This is a genomic window from Gemmobacter lutimaris (assembly GCF_003570715.1).
In the GTDB taxonomy this organism is placed as follows: domain Bacteria; phylum Pseudomonadota; class Alphaproteobacteria; order Rhodobacterales; family Rhodobacteraceae; genus Gemmobacter; species Gemmobacter lutimaris.
Map to the genome: position 1 here is coordinate 567,936 of NZ_QXXQ01000002.1, position 15,593 is coordinate 583,528.

Here is a 15,593-nt window from a genome sequence, read left to right on the forward strand (position 1 = left end):
GGTCAGCGGCTGAGGCCACTTGGCAGGTCCGGCAGGTCCAGCGCGGCAAAGCCGTAGTGGCGAAGCCAGCGCAGATCGGCCTCGAAGAAGGCGCGCAGGTCGGGGATGCCGTATTTCAGCATGGCAATACGGTCGATCCCCATGCCGAAGGCGAAGCCCTGCCATTCGTCCGGGTTTACACCGGCGGCGGCCAGCACCTTGGGATGCACCATGCCGGAACCCAGAATCTCCATCCACTTGTCGCCTTCGCCGATCTTCAGCTGACCGCCGACATTGGAATAACGGATGTCCACCTCGGCCGAAGGTTCGGTGAAGGGGAAGTGGCTGGCGCGGAAACGCAGCTCGACCTTGTCGACCTCGAAGAAGGCGCGGCAGAATTCCTCCAGCACCCATTTCAGGTTCGCCATCGAGATGTCACGGTCGATCGCCAGCCCCTCGACCTGATGGAACATCGGGGTGTGGGTCTGGTCCATGTCCATCCGGTAGACGCGGCCCGGCGCGATGACGCGGATCGGGGCGCCCTGATCCATCATGGCGCGGATCTGCACCGGCGAAGTATGGGTGCGCAGCACATGCGGCGGGCGGTTGTCGCCCTCGGCACGGTGCATGAAGAAGGTATCATGCTCCTGCCGGGCGGGATGCTCGGGCGGGATGTTCAGCGCGTCGAAGTTATACCAGTCGCTTTCAACCTGTGGCCCTTCGGCGACGGAAAAACCCATGTCGGCGAAGATCGCGGTCAACTCGTCCATCACCTGGCTGACCGGGTGAATGGTGCCGGTGCGGCGCGGGCGGCCGGGCAGGGTGACATCCAGCCATTCGGCCTTCAGCCGTTCGTCCAGTGCCGCATCCGACAGCGCCGACTTGCGGGCACGCAGCGCGGCATCAATCTCGGTCTTCAGCACGTTCAGCGCGGCGCCGGAGCTTTTGCGCTCTTCCGGGTCCATCTTGCCCAGCGTCGCCATCAGCGCCGAGATCTCGCCCTTCTTGCCAAGGGCAGCCAGCCGCACCTCTTCCAGCGCGGTCTCGTCGGCGGCACCGGCGACTGCCTCGATATACTTGCCACGAAGTTCGCTCAGGTCCATGTCCGCCTCCGCTTCTTGCGGCATCGTGCTAGCGGGGCAGGGGCGGATTTGCAAGGGCGAGGCGTTGTGCCCCGCCCCTGCAATATCGTGTCACTTCCAGATTTCCGGCTCCACCCCGCGGGCGAGGCCCGGATGCGCGGCAATATGGAAGCGCGGTTCCTGCCCGGCCTTGCGCTGGGCAAGGTAGTCGCGGGTCAGCGTTGCCACCACGCCCGACAGGGCGACAATGGCGATCAGGTTGATTGTTGCCATCAGCCCCATCGAGGCATCGGCGAAATCGAACACCGTGGCGACCGCCTGAAGCGCCCCCCAGATCACCATGATCAGCACCAGCCCGCGCAGGCCGGTCAGGGCGCCCTTGTGGCCCAGACCCAGAAACTCCATCGCGCTTTCACAATAGGCGTAGTTGCCGATGATCGAGGTGAAAGCGAAGAAGAAGATCGCCACCGCCACGAAGATCGCGCCGAAGCCGCCGAAGTGATGGGTCAGGGCGGCCTGCGTCAGGGCCGTGCCGGTCACGCCATTCGTCGGATCCAGCACGCCGGACAGCAGGATCATCACGGCCGTCGCGGTGCAGACCAGCAGCGTGTCGATGAAGACACCCAGCGCCTGCACGAACCCCTGACTGGAGGGGTGGTGCGGCGCCGGGCTGGCGGTGGCCGCGATATTCGGGGCCGAGCCCATGCCCGCCTCGTTCGAGAACAGGCCGCGCTTGATGCCGTTCATCGCGGCGGCGGCAATGCCACCCGCTACGCCACCCGCCGCTGCGCCAAAGCCGAAGGCGCTGCCGATGATCTGGCCCAGAACGCCGGGAACTGCCCCGATGTTCATGACCAGCACGACGATGGCCAGCAGCAGATAGACGCCTGCCATGAAGGGAACCACGATTTCCGCCACGCGGGCGATCTGACGCACGCCGCCGAAGATCACCACCCCGGTCAGTGCCGCGATGACGAGCCCGCTGGCCAGTTTCGGCACGCCGAAAGCCCCCGCAAAGGCATCAGCGATGGAATTGGCCTGCACCGCATTGAACACCAGCCCGAACGAGATGATCAGGCAGACCGAGAAGATGGCACCCAGCCAGGGCAGCCCAAGCCCGCGCGAGATATAGAAGGCCGGGCCGCCGCGATAGATGCCGCCCTCGGCCCCGTGGGTCTTGTAGAGTTGCGCCAGCGTGCTTTCGGCATAGGCTGTCGCCATGCCGACCAGCGCCACCATCCACATCCAGAAGATCGCACCGGGGCCGCCAAGGTAAAGCGCCACAGCGACGCCGGCGATATTGCCGGTGCCCACCCGCGAGGCGAGGCTGACGGTCAGCGCCTGAAACGGCGAGATCCCGTCGCGGTCCGTCGCACCCGATCCCAACACGCAGCGGAACATCTCGGCGAAATGGCGGAACTGGAGGAAGCCCAACCGCACGGTGAAAAACGCGCCAACGGCCAGAAGGCCGTAGATCAGCACATAGCCCCAGAAGACTGTGTTCAGAAACCCGATGATTGCTGTCATGCGAACTGTCCTTTCACTCTTGCGCCACGGGGCCAGCGCGGCGTCACCTTGCTCTCTCATTACCGGGATGCACCCTTTGGCTGAAACTGGCAAAGGGTTTTCGCCATCTGGCCGTGCGATGCAGCGGTGTTTTCTGGCGATAAACATGAAAAAGCCCCCGCCGGAACCCGGCGGGGGCCTATATTCAGCAGTGCTGAAACTGATCAGGCCAGAGCGGCCTTGGCTTGTGCGGCGATGGCGTTGAACGCCTCCGGCTCGTGCACGGCCAGATCGGCCAGAACCTTGCGGTCAACCTCGATCCCGGCTTTCGCCAGACCGTTGATGAAGCGCGAATAGGTCATCTCGATGTCATACAGACGCACAGCGGCGTTGATGCGCTGGATCCACAGGGCGCGGAAGTTGCGCTTGCGGGCCTTGCGGTCGCGGGTCGCATACTGGTTGGCCTTGTCAACGGCCTGAGTTGCGGTGCGGAAGTTGGTCGAACGGGCGGCGTAGTAACCCTTCGCAGCCTTGATGACCTTGCGGTGACGGGCGTGGGTGACCTTGCCGGATTTGACGCGGGACATATCTGGCGCTCCTTAGCGGTTATACGGCATGTATTTCTTGACGATCTTCTCATCGGCGTCGCACAGGATCATGGTCCCGGATGCATCGCGGATGAACTTCGTCGAGCGTTTGATCATGCCGTGGCGCTTGCCCGCCACACCGGCCTTGACGCGGCCCGAGGCGGTGAAGCTGAAGCGCTTCTTGGCCGCCGATTTGGTCTTCATCTTGGGCATTTCCATCTCCTCGTTGAGGGTGAACGCGCGACTCGGCAATGCCACACCGGCCGGCCGCGCGGGGATAGAGCGGGCCATATAGGGCCCGTCCGGGAAAAGTGCAAGTGGGTCAGTGCCGGAACTGGCCGATCACCCGGTAAAAGGCGTTCGGAATGTCGCGCACCTCGTAGCCGCCGGGCTTCTTGGTAAAGGCAAAGACGATTAGGACACCGGCGATCAACACGATGATCGAGGCCGCGCGCGGGGCGCGGCCATCGGTGAGGGCGGAAATCACTGCCGGGACGGCCAGAACCGCAAGCACGATACCAACAACAAGGAACAGATCGGGATTCACGCGGCCACCTCCGGGTTATCCCGTCAGATTACTCGGCCTCGGCGCGGTGAATCAACCGTTCATCACAGGGCGCGACACGCAGAATATTGGTCGTTCCGGTGACATTGAACGGCACGCCGGCAGTCACGACGATATGTTCCTTCTCGGTGGCAAAGCCCTGCTCGCGCGCAGCGCGAACGGCCGAGATCACAGCCCCCTTGAAGCGATCCTGCTCTTCGGTGATCACGCAATGGGCACCCCAGGTCAGGCAAAGACGGCGCGCGGTGCCGACAAGCGGCGTCAGGCCGATGATCGGCACGCGCGGGCGTTCGCGCGCGACGAGACTGACAGTGGTGCCCGACTGGCTGAAACAGCAGATCGCCTTGATGTCGGCGGATTCGGCAATCTCGCGCGCGGCGGCGACGATGCCGTCCGCGACCGAGGTGCGCACCACCTTGCGGCTGGCCTCGATCACGTCGCGGTAGGTGCTGTCGCTTTCCACGCTGATGGCGACGTTGTTCATCGTCGTCACTGCCTCGATCGGGTAGTTCCCGGCGGCGCTTTCGGCCGACAGCATGATGGCATCGGTGCCTTCATAGATCGCGGTTGCCACGTCCGACACCTCGGCCCGCGTGGGCACCGGGCTTTCGATCATGGATTCGAGCATCTGCGTCGCCACGATCACCGGCTTGGCAGCGGCGCGGGCCTTGCGGATCAGGCGTTTCTGGATCGGCGGCACGGCATGGACCGGCAGTTCCACACCCAGATCGCCGCGCGCCACCATGATGCCGTCGGCCACTGCGAGAATCGCGTCATAAACCTGCACGGCGGCAGGTTTTTCGATCTTGGCCAGAATGGCGGCGCGGCCATTGGCCAGTGCGCGCGCCTCGATCACATCCTCGGGGCGTTGCACGAAGCTGAGCGCCAGCCAGTCCACGCCCAGTTCGCAGACGAATTCCAGATCCTTGCGGTCTTTTTGCGACAGCGCGGCCAGCGGCAGCACAACATCGGGCACGTTCACGCCCTTGCGGTTGGAAATCGTGCCGCCCACCGTCACGGTGCAATCGGCAAAATCCTTGCCGCAGGCCTCGACCTTCAGGCGGATCTTGCCGTCATTGACCAGAAGGGAGGAGCCGGGTTCCAGCGCCGCAAAAATCTCGGGATGGGGCAGTTGCACACGGGTCGCATCGCCCGGCGCATCGTTCAGGTCCAGACGGAAGCTTGCGCCTTCCACCAGTTCCTCGGCGTCATTGGCGAAAGTGCCGACGCGCAGTTTCGGTCCTTGAAGATCGGCGAGGATGGCGATGGGGCGGCCGGTATCGGCCTCGATCTGGCGGATGATCTGATGCCGGGCACGGATGTCCTCATGCGCGCCATGGCTCATGTTCAGGCGGAACACATCGGCGCCCGCCTCAAACAGCTTGCGGATGGTTTCGTAATCCGACGAGGCCGGGCCCAGCGTGGCCACGATCTTGACATTGCGCATGCGTCTCATTCCAGCACGTCCTTGGTTCTTCGCGCGCGTCTCGGCGGCGGTCGTTTGCGTCGGGCCGCGTTCCTTATGGCCGAATTCCAGCCTTCGGGCAATGCTGCATATGTTAGCGTTAACATTGCCCTGCGGCAAGGGAAAAGGCGCCGAAACCGCTTCGCCATTCCCTTTTACGGGCCAATCCCCTAATGGAAATGACGTTACTGGATGACGCGAGAATGACAGTGCAACCCTATTCCATTGAAGGCGCTACACGGCCCGGTCGTTGGCTGATTACCTGCGACCATGCGACGAACCAGGTGCCGGATGACATTGGCGGCGGTAATCTGGGCATCGCAGCCGAGGATATGGCCCGCCATATCGCCTATGACGTGGGCGCGGCGGGGCTGGCACGGGCGCTGGGTGTGGCGCTGGACAGCCCGGTGATCTGTTCCGATTTCTCGCGTCTGGTGATCGACCCGAACCGGGGCGAGGATGACCCGACGCTGGTGATGAAGCTGTATGACGGCACCATCATTCCCGCCAACCGTCCCGTTGATGCAGCAGAAGTCGAGCGTCGGCTGGAGACGCTGTATCGCCCCTATCACGACGCGCTGGAGGCACTGGCCGCGCGGCGCGACGATACGGTGTTGCTGGCGATCCACAGCTTCACCCCCTGTCTGCGGGGCATGTCACCGCGCCCGTGGCAGGTGGGCGTGCTTTACAGCCATCTGGATGACCGGCTGTCGCGGCCGTTGATCGACCTCCTGAAGGCGGAACCGGATCTGTGCATCGGCGACAATGAGCCCTATTCCGGTCATCTGCCCGGTGACTCGGTTGACCGCCATGCCTTGCAGCCGGGGCGGCACAATACGCTGATCGAACTGCGCAACGATCTGATCGGGACAACCGAAGCACAGGAATACTGGGCCGCGCGGCTTGCACCGATTCTGTCTCAGGTGCTTTCGGGGCTTTGACCGGGGACAATCCGGCGTCTGATCCGGTGGTGTTTCCCGTTCGCCCCATAAATCTGGCGAAAGTTTGACGAAACCGGGGCGGGACGTCAGAGTGGGGCACTGAACCGGAGTCTTGCCATGGAACTGCTTGGAATGTTGCTGACACTGCCGCTCGCCCTTGTGGGGATGAGCTTTGCGGGCCATCACTCCGGTTCAGACGATGACGAAACCAGAACCGAAGAGGAAGAGCAGGCCACCGATGGCGACCTGCTGGATGCGGCGCGGGGCTGAGGCCGCGCCGCGCGGGGGTCAGACGGCAGCCTTGCGCATCTCGTCCAGATAGATTTCGCGCATCCGGGTGGCCACGCGGCCAACCGCGCCGGTGCCAACAGCCGCGCCGTCGATTTCCACGACCGGCATCACGAAGGCCGAGGCCGAGGTGATGAACGCCTCGTCGGCCTTCTGCGCCTCGTCGATGGTGAAATTACGTTCCTCGACCTCCATTTGCGCTTCCTTGGCGAAACGCAGCACGGCGGCGCGGGTGATGCCGTGCAGGATGTCGGAAGACAACGCGCGGGTGATGATCTTGTTGCCCTTCACGATATAGGCGTTGTTCGAGGTGCCTTCGGTCACGAACCCGTCCTCGACCAGCCAGGCGTCATCCACGCCCGCTTTCTTGGCGGCCATCTTGGCCATCGAGGGATAGAGGAGTTGCACCGTTTTGATATCGCGGCGGTGCCAGCGGATGTCGGGCACCGAGATCACGCGCCAGCCGGTCTTTGCCGCCGGGCTATCGGCCAGACCGGGCTTGGCCTGCGTGAACAGAACGACGGTCGGGGCGGTATCGGCGGGCGGATAGGCGAAATCGCGGTCGCCCGGATTGCCGCGCGTGACCTGCAGATAAACCATGCCCTCGTCGATGCCGTTCCGCGCCACCAGTTCGCGGTGGATGGCCAGCCATTCGGCATTGGAATGCGGGTTGGTCATTTCCAGCTCGGTCAGGCTGCGGGCCAGACGTTTGCAATGGCCGTCGAAGTCGATCAGCTTGCCATTCAGCACGCTGGTCACCTCATAAACGCCATCGGCCATCAGGAAGCCACGGTCAAAGACCGAAACCTTCGCCTCTTCTTCCGGCAGGTAGTCCCCGTTCACATAGACGGTGCGGCTCATCTTGAATTTCCTTTGAATCTTGCCCGGAACCCCCTGCGGTGTGCGGCAGAAGAAACGGCAGGTCAAGCATTCATCCTCGCCGCCATGCCGCACACGCAATGCTGCATACGCAAATCGGACTTGCCATTTGTTGCGCAACAATCTAACCAATCCATCGACATCCCTGAAATTTACTTGCCAAGAGGCGCCCATGAGCTTCCGCATCCAGCCTGCCGCCCCCGCCCGTCCGAACCGTTGCCAGCTGTTCGGGCCCGGCTCGCGTCCTGCCCTGTTTGAAAAGATGGCGGCCTCGGCGGCGGATGTGATCAATCTTGATCTGGAAGACTCGGTCGCGCCCGCTGACAAACCGCAGGCGCGCAAGAATATCATCGAGGCGATCAACACGATCGACTGGGGCAAGAAATACCTCTCGGTCCGCATCAACGGTCTGGATACGCCGTTCTGGTATCGCGATGTGGTCGAGGTGCTGGAAGGCGCAGGCGACCGGATCGACCAGATCATGATCCCCAAGGTAGGCTGCGCCGCCGATGTCTATGCGGTGGATGCGCTGGTGACAGCCATCGAACGCAACATGGGCCGCACCAAGCCGATCAGCCTTGAGGTCATTATCGAAACCGCCGCTGGCATCGCCCATGTCGAGGAAATCGCCGCTTCCTCGCCGCGCCTGCAGGCCATGAGCCTTGGCGCGGCCGATTTCGCGGCCTCGATGGGGATGCAGACCACCGGCATCGGTGGCACGCAGGAAAACTATTACATGTATCGGGACGGCGCGAAATACTGGTCGGACCCGTGGCACTGGGCTCAGACCGCCATCGTTGCCGCCTGCCGCACCCATGGCATCTTGCCGGTCGACGGCCCCTTCGGCGATTTCAGCGATGATGAGGGCTTCCGTGCGCAAGCGCGCCGCTCGGCCACGCTGGGCATGGTTGGCAAATGGGCGATCCACCCCAAACAGGTCGCGCTGGCCAATGAGGTATTCACCCCGTCGGAACAGGCCGTGACCGAAGCACGCGAAATTCTTGCCGCGATGGAAGAGGCCAAGGCCGCAGGGCAGGGTGCTGCCGTCTACAAGGGCCGTCTGGTTGACATCGCCTCGATGCGTCAGGCCGAGGTGATCGTGCGTCAGGCAGACATTATCGCGGCATCGTGATGAATCGTTGACAAGCTGCTGCCTTTGGTCGCAGTCTGGCTTCACGAAAGATTAACAATTCATCGCTCACCGAAGCGATACCCGCGCCGCCAGCGGGGAGAGGAGGCCCCCGGCGGCATCACGGGAGGAGCAGACCCCGCGATCACATCGCGGGGTCTTGCCGTTTCGGGGCGCCGCAGGTGCTCGCCTGACCGGCAAGCGGCAGCCGCACCTCGGTCAACAGATCTTCCTCGGCCACCTCGGACGGATCGTTCAGATAGACCTCATAAGCTACTCTCCCGGCGTGTTTCTCACCGGAGGCGGGATACCAGTCGTCGGCCAGCCAGCGATAGGCTTCGGGCAGGTTGGTGTAAGGGCCCTTCACCAGCACGACCGCATGACGGCCGGCGGGGTAGAGCACTTCGTCGAACGGGGGATGGATGGGGAAGCCCGGCGCCACCACAAAGCCCGCATGGGCGCGGCAGGCTTCGGGCGCCGTGACGCGTGGATTGTCATAACCGATCATCGCGGCCGCCTGAACCATTGGCCAAAGCCCGCTGACGCTGACCAGATCGGCGGCCTGACGGAACAGCGGCCCGACCTGATTGTAAGGGCCCTTGTAAGGCAGGGCAGCGATCCGGGTTTCGGGGATCGCGCGGATGTCCACGGTGAATGTCATGCCTTCCTCCGTTCGGCGGCGGTTTGGCGCAGGGTTTCGGCTGCCCGAGCCTCAGTCAAGTTGCAATTCCTGCGCGTCGCCTGCATATAAGCCGCAATCGCAGTGCGGAGAGTGTCATGACCTATCTCGAATTCGAGAAGCCCCTTGCGGAGATCGAAGGCAAGGCCGAGGAGCTGCGCGCCCTCGCCCGGCAGAACGAGAAGATGGATGTCGAGAAAGAGGCCGCCGCGCTTGACCGCAAGGCCGAGCAGCTTCTGAAAGACCTTTACAAGGATCTGACGCCCTGGCGCAAATGCCTGGTCGCACGTCATCCAGACCGCCCGCATTGCAGCGACTACATCGACGCGCTGTTCACCGAATACACACCGCTGGCCGGCGACCGGAACTTTGCGGATGACCATGCCATCATGGGTGGCCTCGCGCGGTTCAACGATGCGCCTGTCGTGGTGATCGGGCACGAAAAAGGCAACGATACCAAGTCGCGGATCGAGCATAATTTCGGCATGGCCCGCCCCGAAGGCTATCGCAAGGCGGTGCGGCTGATGGATATGGCCGACCGTTTCAACCTGCCTGTCATCACGCTGGTCGATACACCCGGCGCCTATCCGGGCAAGGGCGCGGAAGAACGTGGCCAGTCCGAGGCGATTGCCCGCTCGACCGAAAAATGCCTGCAAATCGGTGTGCCGCTGGTGTCTGTCATCATTGGTGAGGGCGGCTCGGGCGGGGCGGTGGCCTTTGCCACGGCTGACCGGATCGCCATGCTGGAACATGCCGTCTATTCGGTAATCTCGCCCGAGGGCTGCGCTTCGATCCTGTGGAAGGACGCCGAGAAAATGCGCGAGGCTGCCGAGGCGCTGCGCCTGACAGCGCAGGATCTGCAAAAGCTTGGCGTTATTGACCGCATCATCAAGGAACCGCTGGGTGGTGCACAGCGTGGCAAGAAAGAAGCCATCGACGCCGTCGGCAAGGCGGTCGAGATGATGTTGAAGGAACTTTCGGGCAAGTCGCGGACGGATCTGGTGCGCGACCGGCGCCAGAAATTCCTCAGGATGGGGTCGAAAGGCCTCGCGGCCTGATCACATCCGCGTGGTTGCCGCAGGATGGCCGCATTTGCGACCGACTGCTGCCACGGCCATGATCCAGTCTTTTCGTCTAGGTGTATCGGACGGAAGGTAATGGTTCATGGCCCCCAATCAGCTTATCCTGAACGGGAATTTTTCGGCTGGAAGCGCCAACTGGTCCGGCACGGACATCGAACTTAATCCCTATACATCCTACGGCGTGTCCGGCGGTTCAAACCCGTCGGCCGGAACCGTCACCGAAATGGATGGCCGGAGCGGGTATCGCACCGTGCTGCAACAGACCGTCACTGTCGCCCGCGACGGTCAGACCGGCACCTTTAGCTTTGACACGGCCCTGCGCTCGGCGCTGACCGGCAATCCGTCTTCCGGCGCCTATACCGTGCAGATTGTCAATGCGACCACCGGCACCCCGATCCTGTCCCAGACCATCTCGCCAACCTCGACCACATGGATCAACCAAAGCTACACCGTCACCTTCCCCAGTGCCGGGAACTACATCATCCGCTTTACCGAGGCCGCCTCGGGGGCGGATGATAGCCTCGGGGCGGTGCTGGACAATGTGTCTCTGCTGGTCTGTTTCGTCGCGGGGAGCCTTATTCGCGCCGAGCACGGGCCACTCCGGGTCGAGGAGGTCCAGCCCGGCATGCGGCTCTGGACTGTCGATCACGGTTTGCAGACCGTTCGCTGGAGCGGCCGCCGCAGGATCAGCCTGGCGCAGCAACTCGCCGATCCCGCGTTGCGCCCGGTGGTCTTTGAACCTGGAAGCCTCGGCGCGGGGCAGCCTGCCCGCAGGGTCCGGGTTTCACAGCAGCATCGCATGTGTCTGCAAGACTGGCGCAGTCAGCTTTACTTTGGTGAAAGCGAGGTTCTTGTGCCAGCCAAGGCACTGGTTGATGGCGATTGTATCCGGATTGATGCCCCGGAACTGGCCGTGACCTATGTGCACTTCCTGTTCGATCGTCACGAAATCGTCGAGGTGGATGGCTGTCTCACCGAAAGCTTTCTACCCACGGGCCTGTCACTGGGCGGGGTTGAACAGGCCGCACAGGACGAAATCTTGCGGTTCTTCCCGCAACTCCGCCATGGCACGTCTGCCATAGACACGGCGCGTCCTGTTCTTTCAGCGCGCGAAGCGCTGGTGCTTGCCGCCTGACCGCTACCACATGGTGTTCGCGGCCCGGCCGGGCCATTCGGCATCATAGGCTGCGCCGTCGAACCGGCCTTCGGTGATTTCGCGCAGCATGTCGCCCACACTGGGCAGGCCCGCCGATTGATCGCCAGCAGTCCAGAGGCCCGCACGGATCAGGGCACGCGCGCATTGCGAATAGACCTCGGAAATCCTGATGACGATGACTGTGCGCGGCACCTTGCCATCGCGGGAGAAGCTGGCGCACAGATCCGTTGCGGCACTCAATCGGGCGGTGCCATTCACGCGCAGTGCCGTGGTGCTGCCCGCCACAAGGAACAGAAGGCTGACCCGTCCGTCCCGCACGATATTGCGCAAAGAGTCGATCCGCTCATTTCCCTTCCAGTCGGGCAGCAGCAGCGTCCTGTCATCGGCGATGCGCACCACCGACCCCGCGTCGCCGCGCGGGCTGCCATCGGTCCCTTCCGGTCCTACGGTGGTCAACACGCAGAACCGCGCCCGTTCGACATGCGCGCGGTAGGCGGGTGTCAGGCGGGGCGTGACCTTGATCCGCGCGGCCTCGCCCGGCGTGCCATAAAGCGCATGCAGCGCGTCTAGATCCTCAACCCATGTCATTACGACCTCTTGCGCGGCTTTTTGGGTTTCGGCTCTGGCGTATCTGCCCACGCGGCCCGCAGGGCGCGCGCGCAAAGCTCGGGATCGTCCAATGCCTCGGAACCGATGATGTAATCCTTGCTGCCCGGATAGGCTGGACCGCGTTCCGCCTCGGGCAGCACGGCCAGCGCGCCGGAGGTGGGCTTGATGAACAGCGTGTCGTCGCAGATAAAGGCCACAGTCCGTCCATCAAGATACAGTGCATATTCGCCGAACATCTTGCGGCTGGTCAGCGGCAGCACCGAAAGCGTATCGAGGATATGCTCGATGGTCGCGGCCTGCGTTGCCATCACACGGCGCCCCGCGCCTCGGCCATCAGCGCGTTGGAGGAAGCTTCGACCTCGCGCTCCAGCCTTGTCATGAACTCGCCATTGCCAAGGCCGGGCGCGATTGCGGGCAGAAACTCCACCACGGCGGTGCCGGGTTTGCGCAAGACACCGCGCTTGGGCCAGAACAGGCCGACATTGGTGCCCACCGGCACGCAATCCTGACCCAACTGTGCATAAAGCAGCGCCGAACCCACCTTGTAAGGGGCCTTCACGCCCGGCGCGACGCGGGTGCCCTGCGGGTAGATGATCAACTGGCCCGGCAGGCTGGTGCCCGATTTCACATCGGCCATCATCTTGAGGATCGCAGCCCCGCGCTTGCCACGGTTCACCGGCACACATCCGATACGCAGCGCATACCAGCCCAGAACTGGTGCCCAGACCAGTTCGCGTTTCATGATGAACTTGCCACGCGGGACGGCGCCGAAGATCAGGATGATGTCCAGAAAGCTCTGATGTTTCGCGGCGATCAGTGCCTCTGCTTGCGGGACAGGGCCGCGCACCTCGGTTTTCAGCCCGGTCAGAAGCCGGAGGCTGAACCGCACCCAGAGGCAGAAACTACGGCAGGCGGTGTGGGCATAGCGGCGGTCGATCAGCGACGGGATCAGCAGGACAATGCCGATGACAAACATCGCCAGATACATCTGGATGCTGAAGATCAGTGACAACAGCCATTGCAGGGGCAGGATGCGGCGCAGCATTCAGGTCAGCTCCTTGAGGCGCGAGAAGGCGGCGAAGCGGGTGGCGGTGAAGGCGACGACAGCAGCCAGCAGGGGCAGGGCGGCGGGCAGCAGCCAGCCCCAGCCGGTAAAGCCGAGGCCGGTCAGAAAGCCGCCCGCCGTATCGGCCGAGGGCAGGACGGCGATGCCGATCATCCCCAAAAGCGCGCCAACGGCCGATCCGGCCAGCGCCCGCAGGGTAAAGCGGCGCACGAAGGCGCGGGCGATATAGCTGTCACGCGCCCCCACCAGACGCAGCACGCGGATCACCTGCGCATTGGCGGCCAGTGCGGCATGGGCGGCCAGCGTGATCATGCCCGCCATGGTGCCCCCGATCAGCAGGATCGACACCAGACCCAGCAGCCGCAGACGCCCGGCTGCCACTGCCAGCGGCCGACGCCAGCGGGTGTGATCGTCCAGCACCGCGCCCGGCGCTTCGGCCAGCAGGCGCTGACGCAGGCCGTCGGCATCGTAGCCGGCGGAATCCTCGGTCAGTTCGACCAGCCGGGGCAGGGGCAGGCTGTCCACCGGCAGATCGGGGCCGAACCACGGTTCCAGCAGCTTGCGCTGTTCCTCGTCGCTCAGTGCGCGGGCGCTTTCTACGCCGGGCGTGGTGGCCAGAACATCCAGAACGGCGCGGGTCTGCATCTCGATCTGGTCGGCTGGGGCAGAGATTCGCACCGTCGCAGTGCGGGCAAGGGCATCGGACCAGCGGTCGGCCATACGCCCGGCCGCCATCGAAAGGGCCAGCGCGAAGACCGCGAGAAAGGTCATGGCGCCTGCCGTGAACGAGGTCAGCCATGCGGTGTGGCCAGACCGTGGCACCACCCGGTCAGATTGCCGGTCGCGGCGCAGAAGCTGGGGCAGGAAATCGCGTGCCATCACAGATCCGCCCCCGCCAGTTGCAGCCGTCGGTTGCTGATGCGCAGTACGCGCGCCGCGATCTGGGCCTTGGCCTGCCGGATCAGGTTCAGGTCATGGGTGGCCACCACGATGGTCTTGCCCATCCGGTTGAGCTCGACCAGCAGGGTCAGAAGGCGCAGCGACATTTCCCAGTCGAGGTTCCCGGTCGGTTCGTCCGCCAGAATGACTTCGGGATCGGTGATGATGGCGCGGGCCAGCGCGGCCCGCTGACGCTCGCCGCCCGACAGCGAGGGGGGCAGGGCATCGGCCAGATGTTTCAACCCGACCCAGGCCAGCAGATCGCCCAGATCGCCGCCGTCGATCTCGCGCTGTGACACGGTCAGCGGCAGGGTGACATTGGCAGCGAGTGGCAGATGATCGAGGAACTGGCAATCCTGATGCACCACCCCGACACGTCGGCGCATATGGGCGACATCATCACGGCCAAGGCTGCGGACCTCACGGTCGAACAGGCTCACATGACCTGCGGTTGGCAGCAGTTCGGCATAGCACAGCTTCAGGAAGGTCGATTTGCCGGCGCCCGACGGGCCCGTCAGAAAATGGAAAGACCCCGGCGCCAGCCGGAGCGTCATATCCGAGAGCAGTTCGCCCCCGCCGTAACTGTAGGCCACGTTCTCGAAGGAAATCACCGGATGCCCCATTGCCGCACGGCGCGCACATTCGCCCAGCGGCGCGGCGGATTCAACCACATGCGCGTTGCCTTGCGGAAAATCCTGTCTGACTTGGGGTTGGACAAGCAACATATCGTTGCTACAACGGAACCAGTAACACGCCGGGAAGGCGGGCGGGAGCGGGACAGGATGCGGCTGATTTGCCCGAATTGTGATGCCCAGTACGAGGTCGCGGAAGATGCGATCCCGACCGAGGGCCGCGATGTGCAATGTTCGAATTGCGGTCATGCCTGGTTTCAGGAACATGCGTCCATCATCGAGGCGCGCGAAGAGGCCGAGGCTTTGAATGCGTCCGTTATGGTGCCGGAACCGGCCGTTGCGCCGGAGCCGGAACCCGAGCCGCCATCTGAACCCGAGCCTCAGGCACCCGAGCCCGAGCCCGAGGCCATTGTTGAGGCCGAACCCGATCCGGCCCCGGCGCCTGCCGTTGCCCCTGTGCGGCGCAGCGGGCTGGACGAAAGCCTGATGGCCGTGCTGCGCGAGGAGGCCGAGCGTGAAACGCAGGCCCGTGCCCGCGAGGAACCGCGTGCGCTGGAGGTGCAGGGCGACCTCGGGCTTGAGACAGTGGGCGCGGTGGCAACCCCCGCAGCCCGGCGCATTGCCCGGCTGAAGGGGATCGAGGACGAGCCGCAGGACGAAGCCGAAATCGAGGCCGTCACTGCCCGGTCGGGCAAGGGGCGTGATCTTCTGCCGGACATCGAGGAAATCAACTCCACCCTGCGTCCCTCCAGCGAACGTGACGGGGCAGGGGATTTACCCTCACCAGCCGCGCAGGCGCGCGGCAGCAGCTTCCGCACGGGCTTTGCGCTGATGCTCTTGATCGCTGTCGGTCTGGCTGCGGCTTATGTCCTTGCGCCGAAGGTGGGGCAGCAGATCCCCGCGCTTGCCGAACCCATGGCAGCGTATGTCGGGGCGGTGAATGCGGCGCGGCTATGGCTTGACGGGTTGATGCAAAGCGCCATTGCGGCCTTGCAGGGCTGAGGCCCGG

General features: G+C 63.9%; 19 protein-coding genes. 6 read left to right on the forward strand and 13 right to left on the reverse strand.

Features of this window, described 5'->3' with window-relative positions:
• Window positions 1-2: 2 nt before the first annotated feature.
• The 6 genes from pheS to pyk all read right to left on the reverse strand — a co-directional run bounded on the left by pheS (window position 3) and on the right by pyk (window position 5,175).
• Window positions 3-1,082, reverse strand: a complete 1,080-nt coding sequence (gene pheS / locus D2N39_RS06025) for a phenylalanine--tRNA ligase subunit alpha (protein WP_119133838.1) — start codon at window positions 1,080-1,082, stop codon at window positions 3-5.
• Window positions 1,083-1,172: 90 nt separating this feature from the next.
• Entirely contained in the window at window positions 1,173-2,588 is a 1,416-nt protein-coding gene (locus D2N39_RS06030; protein WP_119133839.1) for an alanine/glycine:cation symporter family protein, read from the reverse strand.
• Between the two features lie 203 nt (window positions 2,589-2,791).
• Window positions 2,792-3,154, reverse strand: a complete 363-nt coding sequence (gene rplT / locus D2N39_RS06035) for a 50S ribosomal protein L20 (RefSeq protein WP_054300751.1) — start codon at window positions 3,152-3,154, stop codon at window positions 2,792-2,794.
• A 12-nt stretch (window positions 3,155-3,166) separates the two neighbouring features.
• Window positions 3,167-3,367, reverse strand: coding sequence for a 50S ribosomal protein L35 (gene rpmI / locus D2N39_RS06040; protein WP_054300875.1), 201 nt, complete (start codon window positions 3,365-3,367; stop codon window positions 3,167-3,169).
• A 109-nt stretch (window positions 3,368-3,476) separates the two neighbouring features.
• Window positions 3,477-3,701 carry a hypothetical protein gene (locus D2N39_RS06045; protein WP_119133840.1) on the reverse strand — a complete coding sequence of 75 codons (225 nt, stop codon included), beginning with the start codon at window positions 3,699-3,701 and terminating at the stop codon, window positions 3,477-3,479.
• Window positions 3,702-3,729: 28 nt separating this feature from the next.
• Entirely contained in the window at window positions 3,730-5,175 is a 1,446-nt protein-coding gene (gene pyk, locus D2N39_RS06050) for a pyruvate kinase (RefSeq protein WP_119133841.1), read from the reverse strand.
• A gap of 212 nt (window positions 5,176-5,387) precedes the next feature.
• Between pyk and D2N39_RS06055 the strand changes: the two genes are divergently transcribed.
• Both D2N39_RS06055 and D2N39_RS22810 read left to right on the forward strand, forming a co-directional pair.
• Complete coding sequence (locus tag D2N39_RS06055) at window positions 5,388-6,125, forward strand: N-formylglutamate amidohydrolase (protein ID WP_119133842.1); 738 nt, start codon at window positions 5,388-5,390, stop codon at window positions 6,123-6,125.
• A 117-nt stretch (window positions 6,126-6,242) separates the two neighbouring features.
• Entirely contained in the window at window positions 6,243-6,395 is a 153-nt protein-coding gene (locus D2N39_RS22810; protein WP_158589780.1) for a hypothetical protein, read from the forward strand.
• Window positions 6,396-6,413: 18 nt separating this feature from the next.
• Here D2N39_RS22810 and D2N39_RS06060 read toward each other — a convergent pair whose 3' ends face one another.
• On the reverse strand, window positions 6,414-7,274 hold the full coding sequence (locus D2N39_RS06060; protein WP_119133981.1) for a D-amino-acid transaminase: 861 nt from the start codon (window positions 7,272-7,274) through the stop codon (window positions 6,414-6,416).
• 190 nt (window positions 7,275-7,464) lie between these two features.
• On the opposite strand from D2N39_RS06060, the gene D2N39_RS06065 reads away from it, so the two are divergent.
• Window positions 7,465-8,424 carry an L-malyl-CoA/beta-methylmalyl-CoA lyase gene (locus tag D2N39_RS06065; protein ID WP_119133843.1) on the forward strand — a complete coding sequence of 320 codons (960 nt, stop codon included), beginning with the start codon at window positions 7,465-7,467 and terminating at the stop codon, window positions 8,422-8,424.
• Between the two features lie 142 nt (window positions 8,425-8,566).
• Here D2N39_RS06065 and D2N39_RS06070 read toward each other — a convergent pair whose 3' ends face one another.
• Window positions 8,567-9,082 carry an AraC family transcriptional regulator gene (locus tag D2N39_RS06070; protein ID WP_119133844.1) on the reverse strand — a complete coding sequence of 172 codons (516 nt, stop codon included), beginning with the start codon at window positions 9,080-9,082 and terminating at the stop codon, window positions 8,567-8,569.
• A 116-nt stretch (window positions 9,083-9,198) separates the two neighbouring features.
• Between D2N39_RS06070 and D2N39_RS06075 the strand changes: the two genes are divergently transcribed.
• Window positions 9,199-10,158: an acetyl-CoA carboxylase carboxyltransferase subunit alpha gene (locus tag D2N39_RS06075; RefSeq protein WP_119133845.1), complete on the forward strand. Its 960-nt coding sequence runs from the start codon at window positions 9,199-9,201 to the stop codon at window positions 10,156-10,158.
• A gap of 106 nt (window positions 10,159-10,264) precedes the next feature.
• On the forward strand, window positions 10,265-11,317 hold the full coding sequence (locus D2N39_RS06080; RefSeq protein ID WP_119133846.1) for a Hint domain-containing protein: 1,053 nt from the start codon (window positions 10,265-10,267) through the stop codon (window positions 11,315-11,317).
• A gap of 3 nt (window positions 11,318-11,320) precedes the next feature.
• Here the strand turns inward: D2N39_RS06080 and D2N39_RS06085 are convergent, their stop codons facing one another.
• The 5 genes from D2N39_RS06085 to D2N39_RS06105 are packed head-to-tail and all read right to left on the reverse strand — an operon-like array spanning window position 11,321 to window position 14,563.
• Window positions 11,321-11,926 carry a pyridoxamine 5'-phosphate oxidase family protein gene (locus D2N39_RS06085; protein ID WP_119133847.1) on the reverse strand — a complete coding sequence of 202 codons (606 nt, stop codon included), beginning with the start codon at window positions 11,924-11,926 and terminating at the stop codon, window positions 11,321-11,323.
• Window positions 11,926-12,255 (reverse strand): TfoX/Sxy family protein, encoded by a 330-nt coding sequence (locus D2N39_RS06090; RefSeq protein WP_119133848.1) that lies wholly within the window; start codon window positions 12,253-12,255, stop codon window positions 11,926-11,928. Before D2N39_RS06090 ends, D2N39_RS06085 begins: the two co-directional genes overlap by 1 nt.
• A complete protein-coding gene (locus tag D2N39_RS06095; protein WP_233557061.1) occupies window positions 12,255-12,992 on the reverse strand; it encodes a lysophospholipid acyltransferase family protein in 738 nt (245 codons plus the stop codon). Before D2N39_RS06095 ends, D2N39_RS06090 begins: the two co-directional genes overlap by 1 nt.
• Window positions 12,993-13,892: a cell division protein FtsX gene (locus D2N39_RS06100; protein ID WP_119133849.1), complete on the reverse strand. Its 900-nt coding sequence runs from the start codon at window positions 13,890-13,892 to the stop codon at window positions 12,993-12,995.
• On the reverse strand, window positions 13,892-14,563 hold the full coding sequence (locus D2N39_RS06105; RefSeq protein WP_119133983.1) for a cell division ATP-binding protein FtsE: 672 nt from the start codon (window positions 14,561-14,563) through the stop codon (window positions 13,892-13,894). The genes D2N39_RS06100 and D2N39_RS06105 overlap by 1 nt, the downstream gene beginning before the upstream one ends.
• A gap of 171 nt (window positions 14,564-14,734) precedes the next feature.
• Between D2N39_RS06105 and D2N39_RS06110 the strand changes: the two genes are divergently transcribed.
• The gene (locus D2N39_RS06110) at window positions 14,735-15,586 is read left to right on the forward strand and encodes a zinc-ribbon domain-containing protein (RefSeq protein ID WP_158589781.1); all 852 of its coding nucleotides are present in this window, start codon (window positions 14,735-14,737) and stop codon (window positions 15,584-15,586) included.
• Window positions 15,587-15,593: the final 7 nt, after the last annotated feature.